The sequence below is a fragment of the Sporosarcina sp. PTS2304 genome, assembly GCF_003351785.1.
GTDB lineage: Bacteria > Bacillota > Bacilli > Bacillales_A > Planococcaceae > Sporosarcina.
This window is the reverse complement of sequence record NZ_CP031230.1, coordinates 356,244-378,962: the sequence shown is the minus strand read 5'-3', so window position 1 is coordinate 378,962 and position 22,719 is coordinate 356,244. Positions and strand designations below refer to the sequence as shown.

The window sequence follows — 22,719 nt, the reverse complement described above, 5'->3', positions numbered from 1 at the left end:
CTTTCTGGAGGGTGCGCGGCGGACTCGCCAAAAGTGCGTTGGCGATTACACCTGTCACCCTGGTCCTCTAGGAGTCGCCGGTTCTTCCGGGAGAATCCTTGAGTTAGTGTTCGTAAGTCAGTCCGTGTTCGTCCAGAAATAGAGTATGGTAAGTTCCTTTTCCTGAACAGTGTGGGTGAAGCTTTATATAAATGCTAATTTAAATATGTACATTCCTGCTTGAATAACCATGTACAAAAATGCTCGGGTTATACATACTAATCTAGAGGTGATTAGGAATGTATATTCAATTAAACGTAGAGACAACATTTGAACTAAATAGTCTTGCAGATTTAGCAGCATATAAAAAAATAATGGAGCATTTAAAAATGAAGATAAATAAAAGTAAATTAGCAAGGGACATGGGCGTAGATCGACGTACGATCGACAAATATCTAAATGGCTTCGTTCCCAAAAAGAAGCGCAACAAACCATCTAAAATTGATGAGTTTTATCCAGTAATCGCGAGTTTATTATCAGAGGATTCGAAGCAAGTATTTTATTATCGTCGTAACCTATGGCAGTATTTAAAAGATAATCATGGCTTAGTTTGTGGCCAATCAACATTCCGTACATATATTGCGAACACGCCAGAATTTCAAGCGTATTTTGAGAAAGATGAGCGTATTCCGAGCATGGGGAATAGTGGGATTCGATTTGAAACACGTGCTGGAAAACAGGCACAACTGGATTGGAAAGAAAGTATTCTATATGAAACAAAAGATGGTGAGCAAGTAGAAATCAATGTCGCTGTCTTAGTATTGAGCCATTCACGTATGCGATTCTTTTATATGAGCATCTCGAAATCGCAAGCGGTATTATTTTCATTCCTTACGGAAACGTTTGAGAAGATGGGTGGCGTCCCTGAAGAGCTAGTCACAGATAATATGAAAACGGTGATGGATGAAGCACGAACAGAATTTTCAAAAGGAAAAGTAAATGCGAAGTTCGCTCAATTCGCAAAGGATTTTGGCTTTAAGGTTAGACCATGTATCGCTGGTCGCCCCAAAACAAAAGGTAAAGTAGAAACAACAATGAAGTTACTCGATGAAATCCATGCATACCAAGGGAAGTTTAATATAGAAGAATTGCATGTCTATATTGAGCGATTGTGTAACCGAATTAATCGTGAAATTCATCAAGGAACAAATAAAATTCCGTTACTCGAATTCCAAAAAGAAAAGAATCACCTACTCCAGCTACCAACTGAACGAGTAAGAGATTCCTTCAAAATCAACCATACACTTGTGAAAGTCAATGCATCAAACATGATTTCTTACAAATCTAATCAGTACTCCGTACCACCAGTGTACCAGGGAAAGAAAGTAAGTTTGCAAGTATATGATGACCAATTATGGATTCATTATAACATGGAACTGATAGCTCAACACAAAATAAGTAATGCTAAACTCAATTATCAGGAAGCACATTATCGAGAAACAATATCAAAAGCGATGCCAAACTATCCGGATATAAATGATTTAGCAAAACGAAATTTAGCAGCGATTGGAGAAATGTATAAATGAAGCAGCATTTGAACACGAATTATCAGCAGCTCCTACAAAACTTTGAGTATTTAAAACTAAAGCAAATGGGTCTACATTTGAATGAAGTCATCGACTTTAGTATTAAGAACGAGCTTTCTTTTATAGACACACTTATTAAATTAACGAACTACGAAGTAGATGTACGTGAACAAAACATGATCCACGCGATGGTGAAGGTCGCTGCATTTCCACATTTAAAGGAAATGAAAGATTTTGATTTCGACTTTCAACCCAGTGTTAATCAGCAACAGTTACTCGATTTTCAAAGCTTACGATTTATTCAAGCAAATGAGAACATTGTATTTCTTGGTCCAAGTGGTGTCGGCAAGACCCACTTAGCCACAGCAATCGGTATTACAGCTGCTAAAAAGCGCACGAGCACGTATTTTATTAAGTGTCATGATTTAATCCAAAATCTAAAAAGAGCACGTATTGAAAATCGACTAGAAAGCCGTTTAAAGCATTATACAAAATATAAATTATTAATCATTGATGAAATCGGCTATTTACCGATTGATGCAGAAGACGCAAAGCTTTTCTTCCAGTTAATTGATGCACGTTACGAAAAGAAAAGTACAATTTTCACAACGAACGTGAACTTCAAGGCTTGGGAAGAAATTTTCCCGGAACCCAAGTTAGCAAACGCTATCTTAGATCGTATTTTACATCACGCGAGCGTCGTAACGATTACAGGTGATTCATACCGTCTTAAGCAACACCTTGAGCCAGTAAACGAGTAATTTTGTACACTGTTAAACGAGCACAAATGTACATATTAGTGTTGACATTTACAGCTTTAGATTGCCTGACTGAATATATATAGAGTCATTGCTTTTCCACTCAGTTCATTGAAACAGTCATAGTAGCTAACAACACTTCACCACTATCTAATTTCAAAACGGTCAGATTATATCAGACAACTCTACTTGGTTTTCACTACCTACAAAGAGTAATCAAACTGTTTTGCACACACTAAGTTTCGGCTGGAGCTTACAGACGATCGACTCCGAGAGGATTAGGAAAAGCCGTAGCGAAGGACGGCTTTTGCGAGTAAAGCGCAGCGAGAAGGAGCACATCTTTGCTTTTGACAGGTGTAATTCGCAGCGCTTGACGGTCCGTCGCGCCCCCTACGGAAAGCGTATCGTTTGAAAGCGTAAGCCGCAAGACATTCTAAGTCAGCATCACTAAGCCAAAGTCGTCCGCTTAGTTTTATCGCCTAACTCGCTTTTACGTCTTTGAATAAATCATACATATTATAGTTATTTAACAGTCTTGATCTATTAGTTAGTTTTCAATTGTAACCAAAAAGAAAAGAGTATTCTCTCCTGGGGGGGAGTGAATACTCTTTTTCAAAGGGAATGGGAGAAATGTTCACGTTCAAACAAAAGGGGTGTATGTTTGGTATGTGATTTATTCCACAACATAACCATATCATAAATAATAAATGACTTCAACAATTTGCATTGAGATTCCCCTACATAATTCAGAATTCGATTGCAATTGGTGAACCCCCTCCTGTTTGTTAGCCTCTCTTCGCTAATAATCTTTCCAATTCATCTAATCTCTCTTCAAATACACGACAAGCTTCTTCGATCGGTTGCTCAGAAGTCATATCGACTCCGGCTTTTTTTAGAACTTCAATCGGATAATCTGAAGACCCGGCTTTCAAGAAATTAGAAATATATCTTTCAACTGCCGGCTCGCCTTCTTCAAGAATTTGCTTGCTTAAAGCTACTGCGGCACTATAACCTGTCGCATATTGATAGACATAATAATTATAGTAGAAGTGAGGAATACGTGCCCATTCCAACCCGATTTCTTCATCATTGACTATGGCATCTCCATAGTATGTATGATTCATCGCATAATATTCTTCTGTTAACTTCTCTGCCGTTAACGGTGTCCCTTCTTGATCTAACACGTGAATCAAATGCTCGAATTCAGCAAACATCGTCTGGCGGAACACAGTTGCCCGGAAGCCGTCAAGCCAATGATTCAGTAAGTAAATACGTTTATCGTCATCTGTAGTCACTTTTAACAAATGATCATTGAGCAGCGCTTCATTTACTGTAGATGCCACTTCTGCAACGAAGATAGAATATCCGCTGTAAATAAATGGCTGGTTTTTACGTGAATAGTAGCTATGCACGCTATGACCAAATTCATGCGCTAACGTAAATAAGTTATTTACATTATCTTGCCAGTTCATTAAAATATATGGATTTGTGCCATAGGAACCTGAAGAATAGGCGCCTGAACGTTTCCCTTTATTTTCACGAACGTCTACCCAGCGATTGTCGAGACCTTCTTTAACGATCGATGTGTAATCTTCCCCTAGTGGATGGAAACTCTCCAGCATCGTTTCTTTTGCTTCGTCATATGTGTATTTAATTTCTGTATCTTCTACGAGTGGAGTGTAAATATCCCACATATGCATTTCGTCCAACTGCAATACTTTCTTGCGTAACGCTACATAACGATGAAGTAAGTGTAAGTTTTTATGGATGGTAGACACTAGGTTTTCATACACTTGTTCTGGTATATGATTGCCTGATAATGCGGCATTTCTTGCAGAACTATAATTTCTAATTTTTGCCTTCACATTATGCGCTTTGACATTTCCGCTTAATGTAGAAGCAAACGTATTTTTGAACTCCCCATACTTCGCATACATTTCTTTAAATGCCGCTTCGCGAACTTTCGGATCTTTACTTTCTAAAAACCGCGAATACCGTCCGTGCGTTAATTGAATTTCGTTCCCCTCTTCATCTTTCACCAAGCCAAAAGTTAAATCTGCATTGTTTAACATGCTAAACGTTTCAGCGGAGGTCCCAGTTACCTCGGACAGTTGTGCCAGAAGTTCTTCTTGATCAGCTGTTAAAACATGCGCGCGCTCCGCATTTAATTCTTTAAATTCTTGCTTATATAAGCGCAAGCCTTCATGCGACTCAATCGTTGCGTTCAATTGATCTTCATCAATCGCAAGTAATTCAGGAGTGAAATACGACAGCGCTGTAGAAACTTTGACGATTAATGATTTAATTCGACCATCCATGGACTGATAGAAACCATTTGTCGTATCCTGGTCTGTTTTCAAGTGCGCATACGTATATAATCTACGCAAACGTTCAGCGAGTTTATCTCGATATGTTAGCGCTTCAAACAATGGACGCGCTCCATCACCAAGCGTCCCTTTATACTGTGCTGCTTCATTAACCATCTCTTCAATTTTGCGATATTCTTTATCCCACGCTTCATCCGAAGGGAAGATATCTTCCAACCGCCACGTTTCTTCTTCAGATACTTCCTCACGTGTCAATACTTTATGTTCATTCGTCAATCAAATTCCTCCTTCACTCTATTGCCTATAATTGATTCCACTACATTTTCTCAATTTTTGGCATGCAATGCAAGAAAACGCTGTAAAAGGATTTCTTGAACGTAGTGATTGGTATAGTATTTATCCAATCGATAGATATCTATGCGTTCACCTCGCAAAAAATCCGCATAGCGTACACATGCTTCTAACTGTTCTTCCCGATTTCCTTCAAACTTCTTAATAAATTCCTGATAAAATGAACGAGTTAATTGAAATGGCGTCTTTCGCGTTTCGCGCATGGCCGCAATAAGTAACGTCTGCCATTCACAATCCGCTTGCTTGAATGCTTCTTGTCCAATTGTCGGCACTCCAATCCATACTGGTAATTCAATTGGTTGTATTCTCATTTCATAACACGCACGTAAAAATTGATTGTGAACGCCTCTTTGATTATATCCAATGACCGTACGGAGATACTTACGCCGAGCTTGTTGGTAGTGACGGGTAAGTTCAGAAATGTCTTCTTTAGAAGGTGCAACCGGCAAGGCAAATGGAATGGATTGATGGCGGATACGCATAATGGAGTGACGTACAATATAGGCGGAGCCATGCAAGTGGATCATATGGCTAAGATAATGAAATTGTTCACTCGACGGATTGTACGTCAGGAGGAGTGTCATCATACTTTCTGTTCGAGAAGGTAAGCGACGAATGAAGAATTGCTGAAATTGAGTTAAACGCATGGAGTGTATAGACGCTGTAGAGGTACGAATGCTGGCGGGTGTAATAATAATCCAAATGGGAAGCATATGAAGTCGGCTGTAGCCTTCGTTGCGTTGGATGACGTGTTCTAGCGGGATTACACTACATTGAAATTCAATAGGGACGCAAGTGTCTTGCCATGTGACGAGCAGATCAGGTCTTTGGCGGATGTCGGGCAGGAAGGGTTCGAGCGCTACTTCAATTCCCTGACGTAAGAAGAGTTCATGAAGTTGGGCTTTGCCGAGTAAATGGGCTGGGGATTCGCCTTCAGAGAAGTTTTCGCGGCAGTTGGTTTGCTGGTAGTGGGCGAAGTGTGGTATGACGATGTCACCGACTTTTAACTGGACTTTTTCTTTACATTGGGTGCAATAAAACCTTTCGCTTTTGCGCCATTCGCGAAGACCGGAAAGGGACATATTTCTAGTCAATGCGACGGTTTGCCCTTTGGATGTACAGGCTGTTAACAATGGCTTCACTCTCCTTTCTTTTCTATTTTACAAATTATCAGATTGTTTGGCAAGGGGTAGTTTGGATGTCGGGTCGTGAGTCGACTTTGATTTTGAGTTCTAGAATTATTGAGGATGTTGCTTTTTGTAACCGCTTCAGTTATCCGATCACTTTTCAAAATACAATAACGGTTTCAAGTAGTCTTGCACTTACAAAGCAGTAAGCTTAATAAATAACACAAAAAAGCTACCAGAAAACTGGTAGCTTTTCAGAACACTATGAGAAAAATTTATTCACCTGAGCAAAAACGTCGGACTCCATAACGACTGTGCCGTATTCCTCTACTCTATAAATAGACATTTTAGACGGTGCGCCGTATTCAGTAACCATACTCGCTATATCTTTCGCACGCTTCTTATCCACTACTGAATAATCAAAACGTAAGTTGAGATAATAACGATCTTCAAATGCATATAACTGTGAGTCGAATGGATCTTCTAGTGAAAGCATCTTAGCTGCTAAAGGAATCAACTCGTCAAATTCATTGAATACAAACAATTTGTCTTTGACTTGCACGTCCTCCTCACTATCTTCTTCCACTTCTTTAATTGAATCAAAGATTGGATCAAATAATTCTTCTGGATCTTCGATACCAAAAGGAAATTGCGAGGACTCCGTATTTTTTGGAAGATGCGCTCGGGTAACTATTACTTCAATGCCTTCGCTCATTGCGTTAACTTGAATCCAAAGCGGACCTTCCACTTCAAACTCTGTATCGTCGCCAAGCTCATCCATCATATCCCAAAAAAGTTCTTCACTTTTATCGCGATTATACCATACATCTTCCTTACTAAAACCACGGGCTTCAATATCTCCATAAGACAGGTAAAATTTTACCGTGTTTTCGTTAATGCGCTCTATTTCCATCCCTTATCTCTCCCTTCTGTAGAACAGGCCCTCCCCTGTCATGTAATGAACACTTACTTGCAATGCTTACTATTACTATATGTCGACACAGTCAGTTTCGAAAGGGTTTATTACAATATACCTTTATATACGTAAGCATTGAAGCAAAACGCCTAGAGGAATACAAGGGATTTTTCAATTCAAAAAAGCTGATAGGCACAAATGTATCCAGTGTCATCCCTATCAGCTTTGTATTTAGATTAGTTAACCATTCGCCGCGCTTCGAGCAGCTGATAGGCTCTAACTTTTCTAGGTAGGAAACGACGAATCTCATCTTCATTGTACCCTACTTGAAGTCTTTTTTCATCTAGAATGATTGGTCTTCTTAAAAGACCAGGATGTTCTTGAATTAACTCATATAGTCTCTGAAGTGGAAGACTCTCCACATCAACATTTAGTTTTTGGAATATTTTTGATCGCGTAGAAATAATTTCATCAGTACCATCTTCAGTCATACGAAGAATTTGTTTGATCTCTTGAATATTTAATGGTTCAGAGAAGATATTTCTCTCAGTATAAGGAATCTCATGTTCCTCCAACCATGCTTTTGCTTTTCTACAAGATGTACAGCTAGGTGATGTATAAAGTGTGACACCCATTTATTGACACGTCCTTTCCAATGGCTTGCGCTCAGTTAGATTTGATATGTTTACATTTTAATTTAGAATTATTATAATTAATCTTTACAATACCCATTATACACGTAATCATTCTCAATTAATATACTTTTTCTAAAAAAGTTAAAGAAAATATAAAAATCTTCATTTTACAACAAATCTTCAATAAAACATGTAATTATGTAAGTAAAATGAACATCTTCTACTTTTATACCCAGTAAATATCTGCTTTAAACCTGTACAATAAAATAATTCTATTCTCATTTAGACAAATTCTTTTGCCAATTTTACTATCTACTTATAGTACGTACAAGTGTGCTGAAAGGTTTCACTTCTCGTAATTTTATTTATTTCACATTAATGTTATTTGCTTTTAGTTACACCAAACTATATAATTTTAAGCAATAAGTAAACGGCAATGAAGGAAATAGTATTTTTGAAGTGGTTTTCTCAGAGAGCTTGCATTGGTGAAAACAAGCAAAACCGCACAAAAAGAATGGGCTCCTGAGCTTGATGGATGAATCATAGTAATCCATTACGTGTTCCCGCGTTATGGGAGTTGAGCGGCTTTTTTAAGCAATTCGGGTGGTACCACGGTTACCTTTTCATCAATCGTCCCTATTTATGGGGAAGACTGGTGTTTTTTTATGCCGTTTTTTATTCTTTGCATATTATGAAGGAGGAAAATAAAACATGAAAACAATTTTTTCGGGTGTTCAGCCAACAGGCGTGATTACATTAGGCAATTATATTGGAGCATTCCGCCAATTCGTCGAACTCCAAAATGAAGAGGAGTGCATTTTCTGTATCGTTGATCAACATGCGATTACAGTTCAGCAAGATCCTGATAACTTAAAAAAAGCAATTCGTTCCTTGGCAGCTACCTATATCGCAAGTGGTATCGATCCACAAAAATCTACTTTGTTTATTCAATCTGAAGTACCGGCACATGCGCAGGCTGGATGGATTATGCAGTGTGTTTCTTACATCGGAGAACTGGAACGCATGACACAATTCAAAGATAAATCTGAAGGTGCTGAAGGAGTCTCTGCCGCCCTTCTAACATACCCTCCTCTAATGGCGGCTGATATTTTATTGTATAACACCGATATCGTTCCAGTAGGAGAAGATCAAAAACAACATCTTGAGCTGACTCGTGACTTAGCTGAGCGCTTTAACAGCCGCTATGGAAAAGTATTGACCATTCCAGAGGTTCGTATTCCTAAAAACGGAGCTCGCGTTAAATCTTTGCAAGATCCATTGAAGAAAATGAGTAAATCCGATCCAAATAAAAAAGCAACGATTTCTATTTTGGACACACCAAAAGAAATCGAAAAGAAAATTAAAAGCGCAGTGACAGATTCAGAAGGCATTGTGAAATTCGACGTTGAAAACAAACCAGGCGTTTCAAACCTGCTAATTATTGAATCTTCATTAAGTGGCGTATCGATAGCTGACTTAGAAGCAAAGTACGACGGCCTCGGATACGGTGCATTTAAAGCAGGTGTGGCAGAAGCAATAATCAATCACTTAGAAGGAATTCAACAACGCTATTACGAATTGATCGATTCACCTGAACTGGATGAATACTTAGACCAAGGTGCAGTAAAAGCTAATGCTATTGCTAGCGAGACGCTTAAAAAGATGGAGGCTGCGATGGGCTTGGGGCGTAGACGGTAATTATGAGTATTAAGACCGCTATCACGAGTATTGTGAAGTCGGTGGATTGCAGTATAAAGAAGGCGATTTGATGATAGCCGTATCCCAGCGCGGAGTAGTTCAGATAAAAAAGTAAATTTGCAAGTGTTACTACAATGAGACAATAGCTGCAAATAAATAGTAGAAAACGGGTCAATTTCATCTCGTCCTTTATCGTTTTCTTTCATCCTATGTATGATGTCGTGTAGATTAGACGGGCTATGCTGTATAGTTGCAAAGGTTGTGTCCGCAAGTCAGTTGGTGTCCGTCCAAAAATTGGAGTAGGGTGAGTGACCTCTCCTTTGCAGTGTAGAAAATGAGTGTACGTGCTAGGATTCTCCCTGCAGAACCGGACGCTTTCCTGAGGGGGCGCGGCGGACTCGCCAGAAGTGCTTTGGCGATTACGCCTGTCAAATGCAAAGATGTGCTCCTTCTCGCTGCGCTTCACTCGCAAAAGCCGTCCTTCGCCACGGCTCTCCCTGATCCTCCAGGAGTCGCCGGTTCTTCCGGGAGATTCCTTGAGTTTGTGTCGGGATGTCAGTTGATGTTCGGCCAGAAATAAGGTACGGTAAGTTACGCTTCCTGAACAGTATGGGTGAAGCTTTAGATTAGCTGACTGAATGTATATAGTTATTGCTTTTTCCACGCAGCCCATCGAAACAGTCATAGTAGCTAGCAACACTTCACCGCTTTTTAACTTCAAAAACGGTCGCATTGTATCAGACAATTCTACATGGTTCTCACCAACTACAAAGAGTGATCAAACTGTCTTACACACACTAAGTACGGCTGAAGCTGGAAGACGATCGACTCCGGGAGGTTCAGGAAAAGCCGTAGCGAAGGATGGCTTTTGCACTTGACAAGCGCAAGCCGCAAGAGACTCTAAGTCAGCTTCACTCCATCCAACTGCCAATGAGACCACTAGAGATAACTCACTGTGAAAGACAATCCCCCACGCGCTGAAGCGGCTACTAAAAGCTGAACACTCACCAATTCCAAAACTCAAAACTAAATCGACTCACGACCCAACACAAAAAGAGAGCTTCCGCAAGTACAAATCACCTTGCGCAGCTCTCTCACTTATCTTATATCTTCTTAAACACTAGTGAAGCATTGTGGCCGCCAAAGCCTAAAGAATTACTCATCGCATAAGTAATATCTGCTTTACGCGCCTCGTTCACCACATAATCCAAATCACACTCCGGATCCGGCGTTTCATAATTCGTAGTCGGAGGAAGAATACCCTCCTGCAGCGCCTTCACAGTGAAAATCGCTTCGATACCGCCAGCCGCGCCAAGCAAATGACCCGTCATCGACTTCGTTGAACTCATCGCCAGCTTATATGCATGATCTCCGAACACCGTCTTAGCCGCAATCGTCTCAAACAAATCATTATATGGCGTACTCGTACCGTGTGCATTAATATAGCCAATATCCGTCGGCTCTATTCCCGCTTTAGCAAGTGCTTGACGCATTGCACGCGCGCCACCTTCCCCACCAGGTGCAGGTGCCGTAATATGGTGCGCATCTCCAGTCGAACCGTATCCTACGATTTCAGCATAGATTTTCGCTCCACGTTTCACCGCATGTTCGTACTCTTCCAAAATCAGAATTCCTGCTCCCTCACCCATTACAAAACCGTCACGGTCTTTATCGAATGGACGAGAAGCTTTTTCCGGATCTGCATTAAGTGACAATGCAGTACTCGCAATGAAACCAGCAACTGCCAAAGAAGTAATAGGCGCTTCAGTTCCTCCGGTGATCATGACATCTGCATCTCCACGAAGAATTACTTCAAATGCATCACCGATCGAGTTCGTACCGGATGCACATGCTGTTACGGAACAAGAGTTAATTCCTTTAGCACCTGTAATAATCGAGACTTGTCCTGCTGCCATGTCAGGAATCATCATAGGAACAAAGAATGGACTGACTCGTCTATATCCCTTTTCTTGGAACGTCAAAAATTGATTTTCGTGAGACTCCATTCCACCGATACCTGAACCGATCCACACACCAGTGCGCAGTGCCAATTCATCATCCAATACAAGATCTGCATCTTTCATCGCCATAAGCGCTGATGCTACTGCATAATGCGTGAAACGATCCATTTTACGAGCATCTTTACGTGATACATACTGTTCGATATCGAATCCTTTCACTTCTGCCATTGCACGTACAGGAAATTTATCGTGATCTAATCTTGTCATAATGTCAATTCCGGATTTTCCTTCAATGACCGCTTTCCAAGAATCTTCTGCTGTATTTCCTACCGGCGAAACGCCACCGATTCCCGTTACTACTACTCGTCGTTTTTCCAATGCTAAACTTCCTTTCTTTTTGTAACTTTATTTCATTCATTGTTCGCTTGTTTACTTACCCCATTTTATACATAAGCCGCCCCATGTCAAGCCGCCGCCAAATCCTACCAAGACAATAATATCATCATCTTTAACACGGCCTTCTGCCAAATCATCTGTCAATGAAATTGGAATAGACGCAGCAGATGTATTTCCGTATTTATGAACGGTACTGGACATCTTCTCGATTGGTAAACCTAAACGCTCGCGGGATGCTTCCATAATGCGGATATTCGCTTGGTGTGGAATTAAATAGTCAACGTCGTCTTTAGCTAATCCAGCCTTTTCAGCTACAGAAACTGCTGTCTCTCCCATCTGACGAACTGCAAACTTGAATACTTCACGACCGTTCATCTCGATAAATTCTTTATGGCAAAGATGTTTACCTCCCGTGCCATCTGCACCTAACTCAAATGAAAGGATTCCTCTGCCTTCGCTTACTTTTCCTACAACTGTTGCACCTGCACCATCCCCAAATAATACGGCAGTGTTGCGATCTTCCCAGTTCACAATTTTTGACAGCTTTTCCACACCGACTACTAGTACATACTCATATGTACCGGACTCAACAAATTGCTTTGCTGTGACAACTCCATAAATAAAGCCTGCACATGCTGCAGAAATGTCCATTGCGGCTGCATTCTTCGCTCCTAAGCGCTCTTGCACCATCGTTGCGACAGAAGGAAATATATGATCAGGAGTGACAGTCGCAACTAGAATGAGTCCCAGTTGTTCCGGACGGATATTTGCCGCTTCAAGAGCATCTTTCGCTGCGTTGTATGCCATATCAGATGTATCAATCGTCTCATCAGCAATTCGACGTTCTTGAATACCCGTACGAGTACGAATCCATTCATCTGACGTATCTATTCTTTTTTCTAAATCTGCATTCGTTACAATATTTGACGGCACATACTTTCCCATTCCTAGAAGTCCAGCTCTCATTTCATCTACCCCGTTCTTTTATCATCTATTATTAGTACCTGGTAGTAATTATAGAAGAAAATCGCCTGTTTTTCAATAAGAGGACACTTTTTCGTCAAAAATACTGCATATTATCATTTCATCGTCTAGAATGGCTATGGTATGATGTAATTTGAAATAGACTAGTCGAGGTGAAAATCATGCACTATATTATGACATTTGTTTGGTCGTTCCTATTAGTAGCAATGTTAAATTACGTTGCGGGCTCAATCGTTGGTACTGAATTTGACTTTATGGCGGGTGTTACCGTCTCTATCGTTTTGGCAGTAATTGTACTGATTATCACTGCAGTTATTCCAGATGAGTCTCCAGCAGACGTTTGATATCCGAAAAAAGCGCACGGACTGATGATCAGTCCGTGCGCTTTTTTATATGACTTATTGATGTTTCACAATTTTTACAACTAGCTCTCCATTTTCCATCGTCAAATGAATTTGCTCACGTTCTTGCAAGCCGCCTTTAATCACTTCTTTTGCCACTTTCGTCTCTACATGTCGTTGAATAAATCGCTTCAATGGACGCGCCCCAAAATCAGCGTCCGCTCCTTCTGAAACGATCCACTCTATTACATTTTCGTCAAATGTTAACGTAACATCTTGTTGGGCCAAGCGTTTTTCTAAATCACCTAACATTTTACGAGTAATCGATTTGAACGAATCTTTCGTTAAAGAATGGAAAATGATAATATCGTCCATTCGATTCAATAACTCTGGCTTGAAATGACCGCGTAATGCCGCCATGATCAAATCTTCTTTTGCATGTTCATCGTCATCCAATTCGCCATCAAGCAAGTAGGCAGATCCAATATTCGATGTCATGATGACCACTGTATTAGTAAAATTCACCAGACGTCCTTGACTATCTGTAATTCGACCGTCATCTAGTATTTGAAGTAAAATATTCGCTACATCAGGATGTGCTTTTTCAATTTCATCTAATAACACGACGGCATACGGATTACGGCGAACTGCTTCTGTCAATTGCCCGCCTTCTTCATAGCCAATATATCCTGGAGGTGCTCCTACAAGTCTGGAAACACTATGTTTTTCCATATACTCAGACATATCAATTCGTACAAAATGATCTTCCGAGTCGAATAGAGTCGCTGCCAATGTCTTCGCAAGTTCTGTTTTACCTACACCAGTCGGACCGAGGAACAGGAATGATCCTATCGGTTTATTAGGATCTTGGATGCCTGCTCGTGCACGCCATACTGCTTCTGTTACGAGTTGGACTGCATTATCTTGTCCAATCACACGCTCTTTTAATGTTTCATGTAAACGCAATAATTTCTCGCGTTCACCTTCTACAAGTTTCGTAACGGGAATACCTGTCCAACGTGCTACAATAGATGCGATTTCTTCTTCTGTTACTTCTTCACGCAATAACCGAAGATCTTGACTGCCTTCTAATGGACTTTCTAATGTCTTTAATTCTTTCTCCAACATAGGGATTTTCCCATATTGTAATTCCGCTGCTTTATTTAAATCAAATCGCCCTTGAGCTTCTTCCAATTCTCTGCGATAGCGATCTAACTCTTCGCGCTTACTTTGCACAGTTTTCAATGCGGCTTTTTCCTGATCCCATTGTTCACGCATATCTTTTGATGAATCTTTCAGTTGTTGCAATTCTTCACGCAACGTCACTAAACGCGATTGGCTCATCGAATCTTTTTCTTTACGTAAAGCCTGTTCCTCGATTTCCAATTGCATTATACGACGTGTAACTGCATCTAATTCTTGTGGCATCGAATCGATTTCAGTTCGAATCATAGCACTCGCTTCATCGATTAAATCAATTGCTTTATCTGGCATGAAGCGCTCCGTTAAGTAACGATCAGATAAAGTCGCTGCTGCCACTAGCGCACGGTCATGAATCCGTACTCCATGGTGTAATTCAAATCGTTCTTTTAATCCGCGCAAAATCGAAACCGTATCTTCAACAGATGGCTCTCGAACCATTACTTGCTGGAAACGGCGTTCAAGTGCCGGGTCTTTCTCGATATACATGCGGTACTCGTCTAGTGTAGTAGCACCGATGCAATAGAGTTCTCCTCTAGCCAGCATAGGTTTCAACATATTCCCTGCATCCATCGCACCTTCTGTTTTTCCTGCGCCTACGATCGTATGAATTTCATCAATGAATAAAATAATTTCACCAGCACTGTCCTTCACTTGCTTTAAAACACCTTTAAGACGCTCTTCAAACTCCCCGCGATACTTCGCTCCTGCAATTAGTGCACTCATATCAAGTTCAAAGATTTGGCGGTCTTTTAAACCTTCTGGTACATCACCTTTAACAATACGTTGTGCTAATCCTTCAACGATTGCAGTTTTACCTACACCAGGTTCACCTATTAACACAGGATTATTTTTAGTCTTCCTTGATAATATTCTTATAACATTTCGAATTTCTTCATCCCGACCAATGACCGGATCCATTTTGCCGTTTTTCACTTCATCAACGAGATTACGACCAAATTGCTCTAATGGTGTGCGTTGATCTTCTTGTGTACTGTCCATTCTCATAAACATCCACCTTTCAATTTTTTGACTTTGACTATCTTTGATTAATTTAATTATAGTATGTTTTAAACGAAATGTAAATCGTTTTGCTTAGGAAGAATGAGTAATTTTTTGCATGAAAAAGCCACTTACACAATGCAAGCGGCTACCTTTTTATACTAATTTTCTCGGCGCAACTACGACGCCATCTTCGTCTGCATAGACATAATGTCCCGGTGTCCATTCCACATTGCCGAAATGCAACACTTCGTCACGCTGACCTTCTCCGCGCTTAATACTTTTCACCGGCATACTGCCAATAGCCATGACGCCGATTTCTTGTGTGCCAAGATCTGCTGTATCACGTGCACACCCGTAAATAATGACCCCTGCCAATTTGCGATCTTGCGCAATTTCACCGAGCATATCCCCCATCAATGCACAGCGTTTTGAACCTCCACCATCTACTACTAATACATTGCCTTCTGGAATTGTCTGCAAAGCTTCTTTTACTAAGACATTATCTTCGAAGACTTTTACTGTAGAGATAGGTCCGGAAAACCGTTTATGCTTTCCGTACGATGTAAATTCGACCGTACATACTTGTAGTTCATCAATGAAATCATCACATAAATCTGCTGTTTTTACTGACATTTCCCTGTTCCCCCTAATACATTGTGTTTATTGTTGCATTTATACTATTCGACATTTTTTTGCAATTCCTTTTTTCTTGTACAACAATTTGCACGAAGTAGAAATCTTTTCGCAATATGATTGAACAGTAGAAATACAATTCTCATAAGCACCATTGTTTTTCGTTACATCTCAACCATCTAGAAATAACAAGCCAATGGTTACAACCTCTCAAAAGAGCAAACAACTTAATTCCACAAAAAAAGACCATCACAGAAAATCAGACATTACTGACTTTCTGGACAGCCCCTCACTTTTCTTACCGAACACCTAATGCCATCTTAGCGTAACGTGACATATTATCACGTGACCATGGTGGACTCCAGACGATATCTACTTCTGTATCTTTTACTTCAGGTAGTTCCATTAATTCCTGTTTAATATTCGCTACGATTTGCGGTCCCATTGGACAACCCATTGAAGTCAATGTCATCGTAACTTTTGCGACGCCTTCATCAAGAAGTTCTGCATTATAAACTAACCCTAAATTCACAATATCAATCCCTAACTCCGGGTCAATGACATTCTCTAGCGCGCCAAACAGATATTCTTTAATTTCTTCTGCACTCATTAGAATACTCCTCTCTGGTGTGTAGTATTTCTTTCTTAATTCCTATACTACCTTGCATTTAAATGCTGTGCAAGCCAATCGACTGCGCCTAACATGCCAGGTCGTGAAACTGCATGGCCTGCTTCTTCATCCGGCATCCAATACAAATGTTCCGGACATTCTTTATACTGTGGCTGAATCATTGTGTGAAATTCTTCCGTAAACTCAAACGGCACGACAGTATCTTGTTCGCCGTGCCACATGAAAAGAGGTCGCTGATGCAATTTGGCTGGATTTTTTGATAAATCTACTCGATCGAGAGCTGCAAACAGTTGATCACGTTCCGCCTGTAAAATAGGTAATTCTCGGCCGCCGCGTTCCGCATATGCAATTTGTCCTGTAGCGACACGCACGAATGCCGGCGACCCCATCATGACAGATGCAGCATCAATCCAATCATAGCTGGCTAAGCAACCGAATGTTGTAATACCTCCCATTGACGTTCCGCCCATACCAATTTTCGTATGGTCATCTGCAAGATTTCTTTCACGTAATTGTTCATAGAGTACACTCGCCTCTTGAATAGAAGCTAAGACAATCTCCCAAAAACGTAGTGCCAAATGGAAGTCGTCCAATGATTCTGCGCGGTCACCATGCAGCATCGCCTCAGGCAGTATCACTCGAATACCTTGCTTCGCCAAATTATAGGCATAATGCAAATTATGTTCTTTCGCACTAGTAAAGCCATGATAAAAGAACACGACAGGTATATGTTCATGTTCTTTTGATTCCTCAACAACATGAAGTAAAGGTATATGTTGCCATTGTTCGGTACGTATAATCATTCCGATTCCTCATTTCCGGTCTATACTTACTGTTATTTCAGGATAACAATAATGAGCGTAGAAAACAAAAACAATGCACCAAGCCTGTTGATTATCCAAAGAAATTAGTATGTGTAAATGTGATGCTTTTGACGAGTAGTTGTAGAGTTCGTGTTCGTTCAAAAATGATGGTAAGCTAAGTGATTTCTCCAGTGCGGTGCGGAAAAGTAGTGTACGTGTGAGAATTCTCCCTACAGAACCGGACGCTTTCCTGAGGGTGCGCGGCGGACTCGCCAGAAGTGCATTGGCGATTACGCCTGTCAAATGCAAAGATGTGCTCCTTCTCGCTGCGCTTCACTCGCAAAAGCCGTCCTTCGCTACGGCTCTCGCTGATCCTCCAGGAGTCGCCGGTTCTTCCGGGAGAATCCTTGAGTTTGTGTCGGGAAGTCAGTTTGTGTTCGTCCAGAAGTTGGAGTGAGGTAAGTGACTTCTCCTTTGCAGTGCAGAAAAGTAGTGTACGTGCTAGGATTCTCCCTACAGAACCGGACGCTTTCCTGAGGGGACGCGGCGGACTCGCCAGAAGTGCGTTGGCGATTACGCCTGTCGTCCTGATCCTCTAGGAGTCGCCGGTTCTTCCGGGAGAATCCTTGAGTTTTTGTCGGGAAGTCAGTTTGTGTTCGTCCAGAAGTTGGGGTAGGGTAAGTTCTGCTTCCTGAACAGTGTGGGTGAAGCTTTGGATTGCCTGATTGAATACATATAGAGTCATTGCTTTATCCACTCAGTCCATCGAAACAGTCATAGTAGCTAGCAACACTTCACCGCTTTTTAACTTCAAAAACGGTCGCATTGTATCAGACAAGTCTATTTAGTTGCTCTTTCACCACATACAAAGAGTGATCAAACTGTCTTGCACACACAAAGTACGGCTTGGAGCTTACAGACGATCGACTCCGAGAGGTTCAGGAAAAGCCGTAGCGAAGGACGGCTTTTGCGAGTGAAGCGCAGCGAGAAGGAGCACATCTTTGCATTTGACAGGTGTAACTCGCAGTGCTTGACGGTCCACCGCGTCCCCTCCGGAAAGCGTATCGTCTGGAAGCACAAGCCGCAGGACTCTTCAAGTCAGCTTCACTCCATCTAATAAACGAACATGAAGTAGCAGACAAGCCCACGTAGTCTTTCACCACATACAAAGAGTAATCAAACTGTCTTGCACACACTAAGTACGGCTGAAGCTGGAGGACGATCGACTCCGGAAGGATCAAGACGACAGGCGCAAGCCGCAAGACATGTTAAGTCAGCCTTACTCCATCCAACTACCATAGTCAAAAACGTTTTAAACTAAATGAACAAGAGAAGTATATAGTATAGTTAATCAACAAGCTTGACAATGCTCTATTGTTCGTTTTTTTGACTTAGTTCATACTTAAAGGCTAAACTATGAAGACAGATGAGACAAATTTAATAGAAGATAAATGAGTAGGAGAGGATTTTTTGAAACCACATTTAATCGTTTTAGATTTAGATGGTACATTATTGACAGATGAAAAAGTAATTTCGGCCAAAACAGAAGAAACGTTAAGAATAGCCGCGTCTCAAGGTCATCATGTAATGATTGCTACGGGACGTCCCTATAGAGCAAGTGAAATATACTATCGTCAGCTAGGATTGACTACGCCCATTGTAAACTTTAATGGTGCTTTTGTTCATCATCCTACTGACCGCGCGTGGCAAACTATTCATGAGACAATTGCATTGCCGATTGTTAACGAAGTAGTAGATGCTATGCAAAATTTTTCTGTAGCTAATATCATTGCGGAAGTGATGGATGATGTCTACGCCCAATATCATGATGAACGATTTTTGAACATCCTGAATTTTGGTAATCCGATGATAACTGCAGGAGACATACGACATTCATTGAAAACAGATCCGACGAGTTTACTTATTCAAGCAGACGAACTGACTGTAGACCCTATACGTCAGCACCTTGAAGATATTCATGCGGAAGTTATTGATCATCGACGTTGGGGAGCTCCATTTAATATAATAGAAATTGTTCGTCATGGATTGAATAAGGCCGTTGGTATCCATGAAGTAGCCAATTGGTTGAACGTGCCGAAAGAACGGATCATCGCATTCGGAGACGAAGACAATGATTTAGAAATGATTGACTATGCAGGAGTCGGTGTCGCGATGGGCAACGCCATTGACGAGCTGAAATCTATTGCCAATGAAGTGACTTCAACTAACAACGAAGACGGCATTTCTCTCATATTAGAAGATCGATTGTCTTTAAATAAATTACGGGTGCAGTAAGGGGGAAACAATATGAAGATTTTTGCTGACAGTGCATGTGATTTACCGTGGTCTTTCTTTGAAGAGAGCGAAGTAGAACTTTTTCCGCTAAGTGTCTTACTGAGCGACAAAGAGTATGCAGATATTATAGAAATTAATTCTACAGAAGTTTTTGATGCTATACGTCAGGGGCAACAACCGAAAACTTCTCAAGCCTCACCCGAAAAAATGCTGAATACATGGAATGAACTTGTCGCATCGGGCGAAGAAGGAATTTATATCGCCTTCTCATCACAACTATCGGGTACTTATCAAACCGCTGTTATGACTAGTGATCAAGTAAAAGAAGAAAATCCATCATTGAACCTCGTCATCATCGATTCAAAATGCGCTTCACTTGGCTATGGTTTACTAGTAAAAGAAGCTGTACGGTTGCGTGATGAAGGAAGTAGTGTCCAAGAAATTGGACAGCATATTCGTACGATGGCAAAACATATGGAGCATTTATTCACTGTAGAGGATTTGGATTACTTGGCAAAAGGTGGTCGCGTTTCTAAAGCAAGCGCATTTATCGGGGGTCTGCTGAATATAAAACCATTGCTTCATGTAGAAGATGGTAAACTTGTGCCGATTGAAAAGCACCGCGGACGCAAAAAAGTATTACGGCGAATGATCGAAATGATGGAAGAGCGTGGAAGCCATCTTGAACAACAAACAATCGCGATCAGTCATGGAGACGATCTGGTAGCTGCTAATGAATTTAAAGCGATGATAGAAGACGTCGTCCAGCCAAAGGCAATCGAAATTCACCAAATCGGCTCAGTTATCGGTTCCCATGCCGGTCCGGGAACGCTCGCTTTATTTTTCTTAAATAAAACGGAGTAATTAGCTACCTCTCTGAAAGTTGGGTATGCCACGGTATAGTAAGTGGCTCCATCTGTGCAGTGCAGTAAAGTAGGGTACGTGTGAGGATTCTCCCGAGAGAAACCGGAAGCTTTCCTGAGGGCACGCGGCGGACTCGCCAGAAGTTCTTTGACGATTACGCCTGTCAAGTGCAAAGATGTGCTACGGCTCTTGCTGATCCTCCAGGAGTCGCCGGTTCTTCCGGGAGAATCCTTGACTTTGTGTCGGGAAGTCAGTTGGTGTTCGTCCAGAAATAAAGTATGGGAAGTGAATTCTCCTGTACAGTGTTGATGAAGCTTTGGATTGCGTGACTGAACTTATATAGTGTCACTTCTTTTTTCAGTCAGTCCATCGAAACAGTCATAGTAGCTGATAACACCTCACCGCTATCTAACTTCAAAAGCGGTCGCATTGTATCAGACAAGTCTATTTAGTTTTCACCATCTACAAAGAGTAATCAAACTGTCTTGCCTACACAAAGTACGGCTTGCGGCTTACAGACGATCGACTCCGGGAGGATAAGGGTGACAGGCGTAACCCGCAATGCACTTTTGCGGGGTCCGCCGCGCCCTCTCCGGAAAGCGTATCGGCTGGAAGCGCAAGCCGCAAGACACGCTAAGTCAGCCTTACTCCATCTAAGAAACGAACATGAAGTAGCAGACAAGCCCACGTAGTCTTTCACCACATACAAAGAGTGATCAAACCGTCTTGCCTACAATTTACTTTTTCCCTTAAGATTCATTTACCAATTCTTTGTTTCTCGTTTGTTTCCCTTTACGAATGACCGCAAATAAGAATAACAAGAACAAAATAATAACTAATAGAGACGCAATCAGATAAGGAGTATTGAACCCTTCATCATCTTCTACTAAATAAATTTCCGCAAGTTCCCGTTCAACGACAATATGGAATTCATCGTCTTTCGTTTGCTTGATCAAGTCTTGTGCTAATACGCCGCGCAGCTTCTTCTTCTCTCCAAGTTGAGCAGGATCAATTTGGAAACTTTTTACTTCAGACGTATTGTTAATCGCAATAATCCACTTCTCATTTTCTGAAGAACGTTCAAACACGATAAAGCCGTCTTCATTGTGCAGCATCTTAAAATCGCCTGTACGCAACGTTTCCGAGTCGTTACGAAGAGTGTTCAGATCGCCAATCCAATCGTGTAGCTCCATATCTGTTTTAAAGTTGAAGAACGGATGTGTTTCTGGTGCTTCTTTTCCGTTTACAGCAATTTCTGTCGCGTAAGGCGTCAAAGGGACACCAGGTAGCATGAACTGCGCAGTCGTTGCCACTTTCCAGCGGGTCGGTGGGAACTGGCGTAATTCGACCATTTTGTATGTAAAACGTGGTCCTGTTAAATCGTCAAATTGCAATAACTTTCCTTCATCGTCATTCGAAAACTCATCTAACGCGGATGAATCGGGATCCACTTGGACAAATGCATCCTGAATTGCTTGTGAACGATCTTGTGATGGCACACTGTCAAAAGCTGCTTCACTTGGCTCGTTCGTAATAACGTATAAGCCCTTTTTTGCTTCTTTCAGTGCAACGATCATTTCATCCAAGAACGCAGCATCGGCCTGACCAAGCGTTGTCAATCGAATACCATCAACTGGATATTCTTTAACAAAACTAACTGCTGCATCCGTCAATCGCTGTTGCACTTCCGGTTTACTTACATCCCAGTCCACAATTCCGTCAGATACAGGAATTGTCGGCAATTGATCTGCCCATACGTGTTCTGAACTTACTCCACCTAACGGGAAATCAGCCATCACTTTAAGTTTGTGCTCATGCAGTTCAGCAAGTAGCCCATTCAACTCTTCTGCTGTACCGAAATGAGGCTCAATCTCCGAATAATCCAGTACTTGTTTTCCATCATATGTCGCTGTCTTAAAAATGGGCCCTATAGAAATCATAGTAAAATGCATATCTAAAATATGTTGCAATCTGTTGCTAATTCCTGCAAAATCTCCCCCATTAAAGACATTTGGATCTTGTGCGTTAACGTCAAAATCATTCGAGCCCAAGCCATTATTAAAACGGTCTACAAGCAAATCATAAATACTTTCATCGCTGAATGACGTGTCAGCGGCATACGTAATGGGTTGTGCTATAAATAGGGCGAGCATACAAGCTGCCAATAGTCCGGTTATTCGTTTCACTGTACTAAATCCTCCTCATGCAAACTCTTTTCTTAGTTTATCA

The 22,719-nt window shown here is 41.2% G+C and carries 17 protein-coding genes and 1 other annotated feature; of the genes, 6 read left to right on the top strand and 11 right to left on the bottom strand.

Features of this window, described 5'->3' with window-relative positions; translation table 11 throughout:
* Positions 1–278 precede the first annotated feature (278 nt).
* Together istA and istB are read left to right on the top strand one after the other, a co-directional pair.
* A complete protein-coding gene (gene istA, locus DV702_RS01585; RefSeq protein WP_114923139.1) occupies positions 279–1,565 on the top strand; it encodes an IS21 family transposase in 1,287 nt (428 codons plus the stop codon).
* On the top strand, positions 1,562–2,326 hold the full coding sequence (gene istB, locus DV702_RS01580) for an IS21-like element helper ATPase IstB (protein ID WP_371682719.1): 765 nt from the start codon (positions 1,562–1,564) through the stop codon (positions 2,324–2,326). The genes istA and istB overlap by 4 nt, the downstream gene beginning before the upstream one ends.
* A gap of 782 nt (positions 2,327–3,108) precedes the next feature.
* Here istB and pepF read toward each other — a convergent pair.
* The 4 genes from pepF to spxA all read right to left on the bottom strand — a co-directional run bounded on the left by pepF (position 3,109) and on the right by spxA (position 7,679).
* Positions 3,109–4,926, bottom strand: a complete 1,818-nt coding sequence (gene pepF / locus DV702_RS01575) for an oligoendopeptidase F (RefSeq protein WP_114923138.1) — start codon at positions 4,924–4,926, stop codon at positions 3,109–3,111.
* A gap of 50 nt (positions 4,927–4,976) precedes the next feature.
* On the bottom strand, positions 4,977–6,134 hold the full coding sequence (locus DV702_RS01570; RefSeq protein WP_162805691.1) for a competence protein CoiA: 1,158 nt from the start codon (positions 6,132–6,134) through the stop codon (positions 4,977–4,979).
* A 256-nt stretch (positions 6,135–6,390) separates the two neighbouring features.
* On the bottom strand, positions 6,391–7,041 hold the full coding sequence (gene mecA / locus DV702_RS01565; RefSeq protein WP_114923136.1) for an adaptor protein MecA: 651 nt from the start codon (positions 7,039–7,041) through the stop codon (positions 6,391–6,393).
* Between the two features lie 239 nt (positions 7,042–7,280).
* A complete protein-coding gene (gene spxA, locus DV702_RS01560) occupies positions 7,281–7,679 on the bottom strand; it encodes a transcriptional regulator SpxA (RefSeq protein WP_009765721.1) in 399 nt (132 codons plus the stop codon).
* Between the two features lie 427 nt (positions 7,680–8,106).
* Positions 8,107–8,320: a binding site (T-box leader), on the top strand.
* Between the two features lie 70 nt (positions 8,321–8,390).
* Here spxA and trpS point away from each other — a divergent pair.
* The gene (gene trpS / locus DV702_RS01555) at positions 8,391–9,377 is read left to right on the top strand and encodes a tryptophan--tRNA ligase (protein ID WP_114923135.1); all 987 of its coding nucleotides are present in this window, start codon (positions 8,391–8,393) and stop codon (positions 9,375–9,377) included.
* Between the two features lie 1,103 nt (positions 9,378–10,480).
* Here trpS and fabF read toward each other — a convergent pair.
* On the bottom strand, positions 10,481–11,716 hold the full coding sequence (gene fabF, locus DV702_RS01545; RefSeq protein WP_114923133.1) for a beta-ketoacyl-ACP synthase II: 1,236 nt from the start codon (positions 11,714–11,716) through the stop codon (positions 10,481–10,483).
* A 51-nt stretch (positions 11,717–11,767) separates the two neighbouring features.
* The gene (locus tag DV702_RS01540) at positions 11,768–12,700 is read right to left on the bottom strand and encodes a beta-ketoacyl-ACP synthase III (RefSeq protein ID WP_114923132.1); all 933 of its coding nucleotides are present in this window, start codon (positions 12,698–12,700) and stop codon (positions 11,768–11,770) included.
* Between the two features lie 179 nt (positions 12,701–12,879).
* On the opposite strand from DV702_RS01540, the gene DV702_RS01535 reads away from it, so the two are divergent.
* Positions 12,880–13,062 (top strand): YjzD family protein, encoded by a 183-nt coding sequence (locus tag DV702_RS01535; RefSeq protein ID WP_114923131.1) that lies wholly within the window; start codon positions 12,880–12,882, stop codon positions 13,060–13,062.
* Between the two features lie 54 nt (positions 13,063–13,116).
* Here the strand turns inward: DV702_RS01535 and DV702_RS01530 are convergent, their stop codons facing one another.
* From DV702_RS01530 to DV702_RS01515, 4 genes are all read right to left on the bottom strand, one after another.
* Positions 13,117–15,273: an ATP-dependent Clp protease ATP-binding subunit gene (locus DV702_RS01530; RefSeq protein WP_114923130.1), complete on the bottom strand. Its 2,157-nt coding sequence runs from the start codon at positions 15,271–15,273 to the stop codon at positions 13,117–13,119.
* A gap of 144 nt (positions 15,274–15,417) precedes the next feature.
* Positions 15,418–15,897, bottom strand: coding sequence for a ribonuclease E activity regulator RraA (gene rraA / locus DV702_RS01525; protein ID WP_114923129.1), 480 nt, complete (start codon positions 15,895–15,897; stop codon positions 15,418–15,420).
* 298 nt (positions 15,898–16,195) lie between these two features.
* The gene (locus tag DV702_RS01520) at positions 16,196–16,507 is read right to left on the bottom strand and encodes a metal-sulfur cluster assembly factor (RefSeq protein ID WP_114923128.1); all 312 of its coding nucleotides are present in this window, start codon (positions 16,505–16,507) and stop codon (positions 16,196–16,198) included.
* Between the two features lie 47 nt (positions 16,508–16,554).
* Positions 16,555–17,331 (bottom strand): prolyl oligopeptidase family serine peptidase, encoded by a 777-nt coding sequence (locus DV702_RS01515; protein WP_114923127.1) that lies wholly within the window; start codon positions 17,329–17,331, stop codon positions 16,555–16,557.
* Between the two features lie 1,470 nt (positions 17,332–18,801).
* Here DV702_RS01515 and DV702_RS01505 point away from each other — a divergent pair.
* A complete protein-coding gene (locus DV702_RS01505) occupies positions 18,802–19,626 on the top strand; it encodes a Cof-type HAD-IIB family hydrolase (protein WP_114923125.1) in 825 nt (274 codons plus the stop codon).
* A 12-nt stretch (positions 19,627–19,638) separates the two neighbouring features.
* Positions 19,639–20,490 (top strand): DegV family protein, encoded by an 852-nt coding sequence (locus tag DV702_RS01500; protein ID WP_114923124.1) that lies wholly within the window; start codon positions 19,639–19,641, stop codon positions 20,488–20,490.
* A gap of 749 nt (positions 20,491–21,239) precedes the next feature.
* Here the strand turns inward: DV702_RS01500 and DV702_RS01495 are convergent.
* Positions 21,240–22,676 carry an alpha-amylase family glycosyl hydrolase gene (locus DV702_RS01495; RefSeq protein ID WP_114923123.1) on the bottom strand — a complete coding sequence of 479 codons (1,437 nt, stop codon included), beginning with the start codon at positions 22,674–22,676 and terminating at the stop codon, positions 21,240–21,242.
* Positions 22,677–22,719 lie beyond the last annotated feature (43 nt).

Bases quoted from the DNA above. Each gene is read 5' to 3' on its own strand.
- istA (WP_114923139.1), top strand. From the start codon at position 279: ATGTATATTCAATTAAACGTAGAGACAACATTTGAACTAAATAGTCTT.
- istB (WP_371682719.1), top strand. From the start codon at position 1,562: ATGAAGCAGCATTTGAACACGAATTATCAGCAGCTCCTACAAAACTTT.
- mecA (WP_114923136.1), bottom strand. From the start codon at position 7,041: ATGGAAATAGAGCGCATTAACGAAAACACGGTAAAATTTTACCTGTCT.
- spxA (WP_009765721.1), bottom strand. From the start codon at position 7,679: ATGGGTGTCACACTTTATACATCACCTAGCTGTACATCTTGTAGAAAA.
- trpS (WP_114923135.1), top strand. From the start codon at position 8,391: ATGAAAACAATTTTTTCGGGTGTTCAGCCAACAGGCGTGATTACATTA.
- DV702_RS01540 (WP_114923132.1), bottom strand. From the start codon at position 12,700: ATGAGAGCTGGACTTCTAGGAATGGGAAAGTATGTGCCGTCAAATATT.
- DV702_RS01535 (WP_114923131.1), top strand. From the start codon at position 12,880: ATGCACTATATTATGACATTTGTTTGGTCGTTCCTATTAGTAGCAATG.
- DV702_RS01530 (WP_114923130.1), bottom strand. From the start codon at position 15,273: ATGTTTATGAGAATGGACAGTACACAAGAAGATCAACGCACACCATTA.
- rraA (WP_114923129.1), bottom strand. From the start codon at position 15,897: ATGTCAGTAAAAACAGCAGATTTATGTGATGATTTCATTGATGAACTA.
- DV702_RS01520 (WP_114923128.1), bottom strand. From the start codon at position 16,507: ATGAGTGCAGAAGAAATTAAAGAATATCTGTTTGGCGCGCTAGAGAAT.
- DV702_RS01515 (WP_114923127.1), bottom strand. From the start codon at position 17,331: ATGATTATACGTACCGAACAATGGCAACATATACCTTTACTTCATGTT.
- DV702_RS01500 (WP_114923124.1), top strand. From the start codon at position 19,639: ATGAAGATTTTTGCTGACAGTGCATGTGATTTACCGTGGTCTTTCTTT.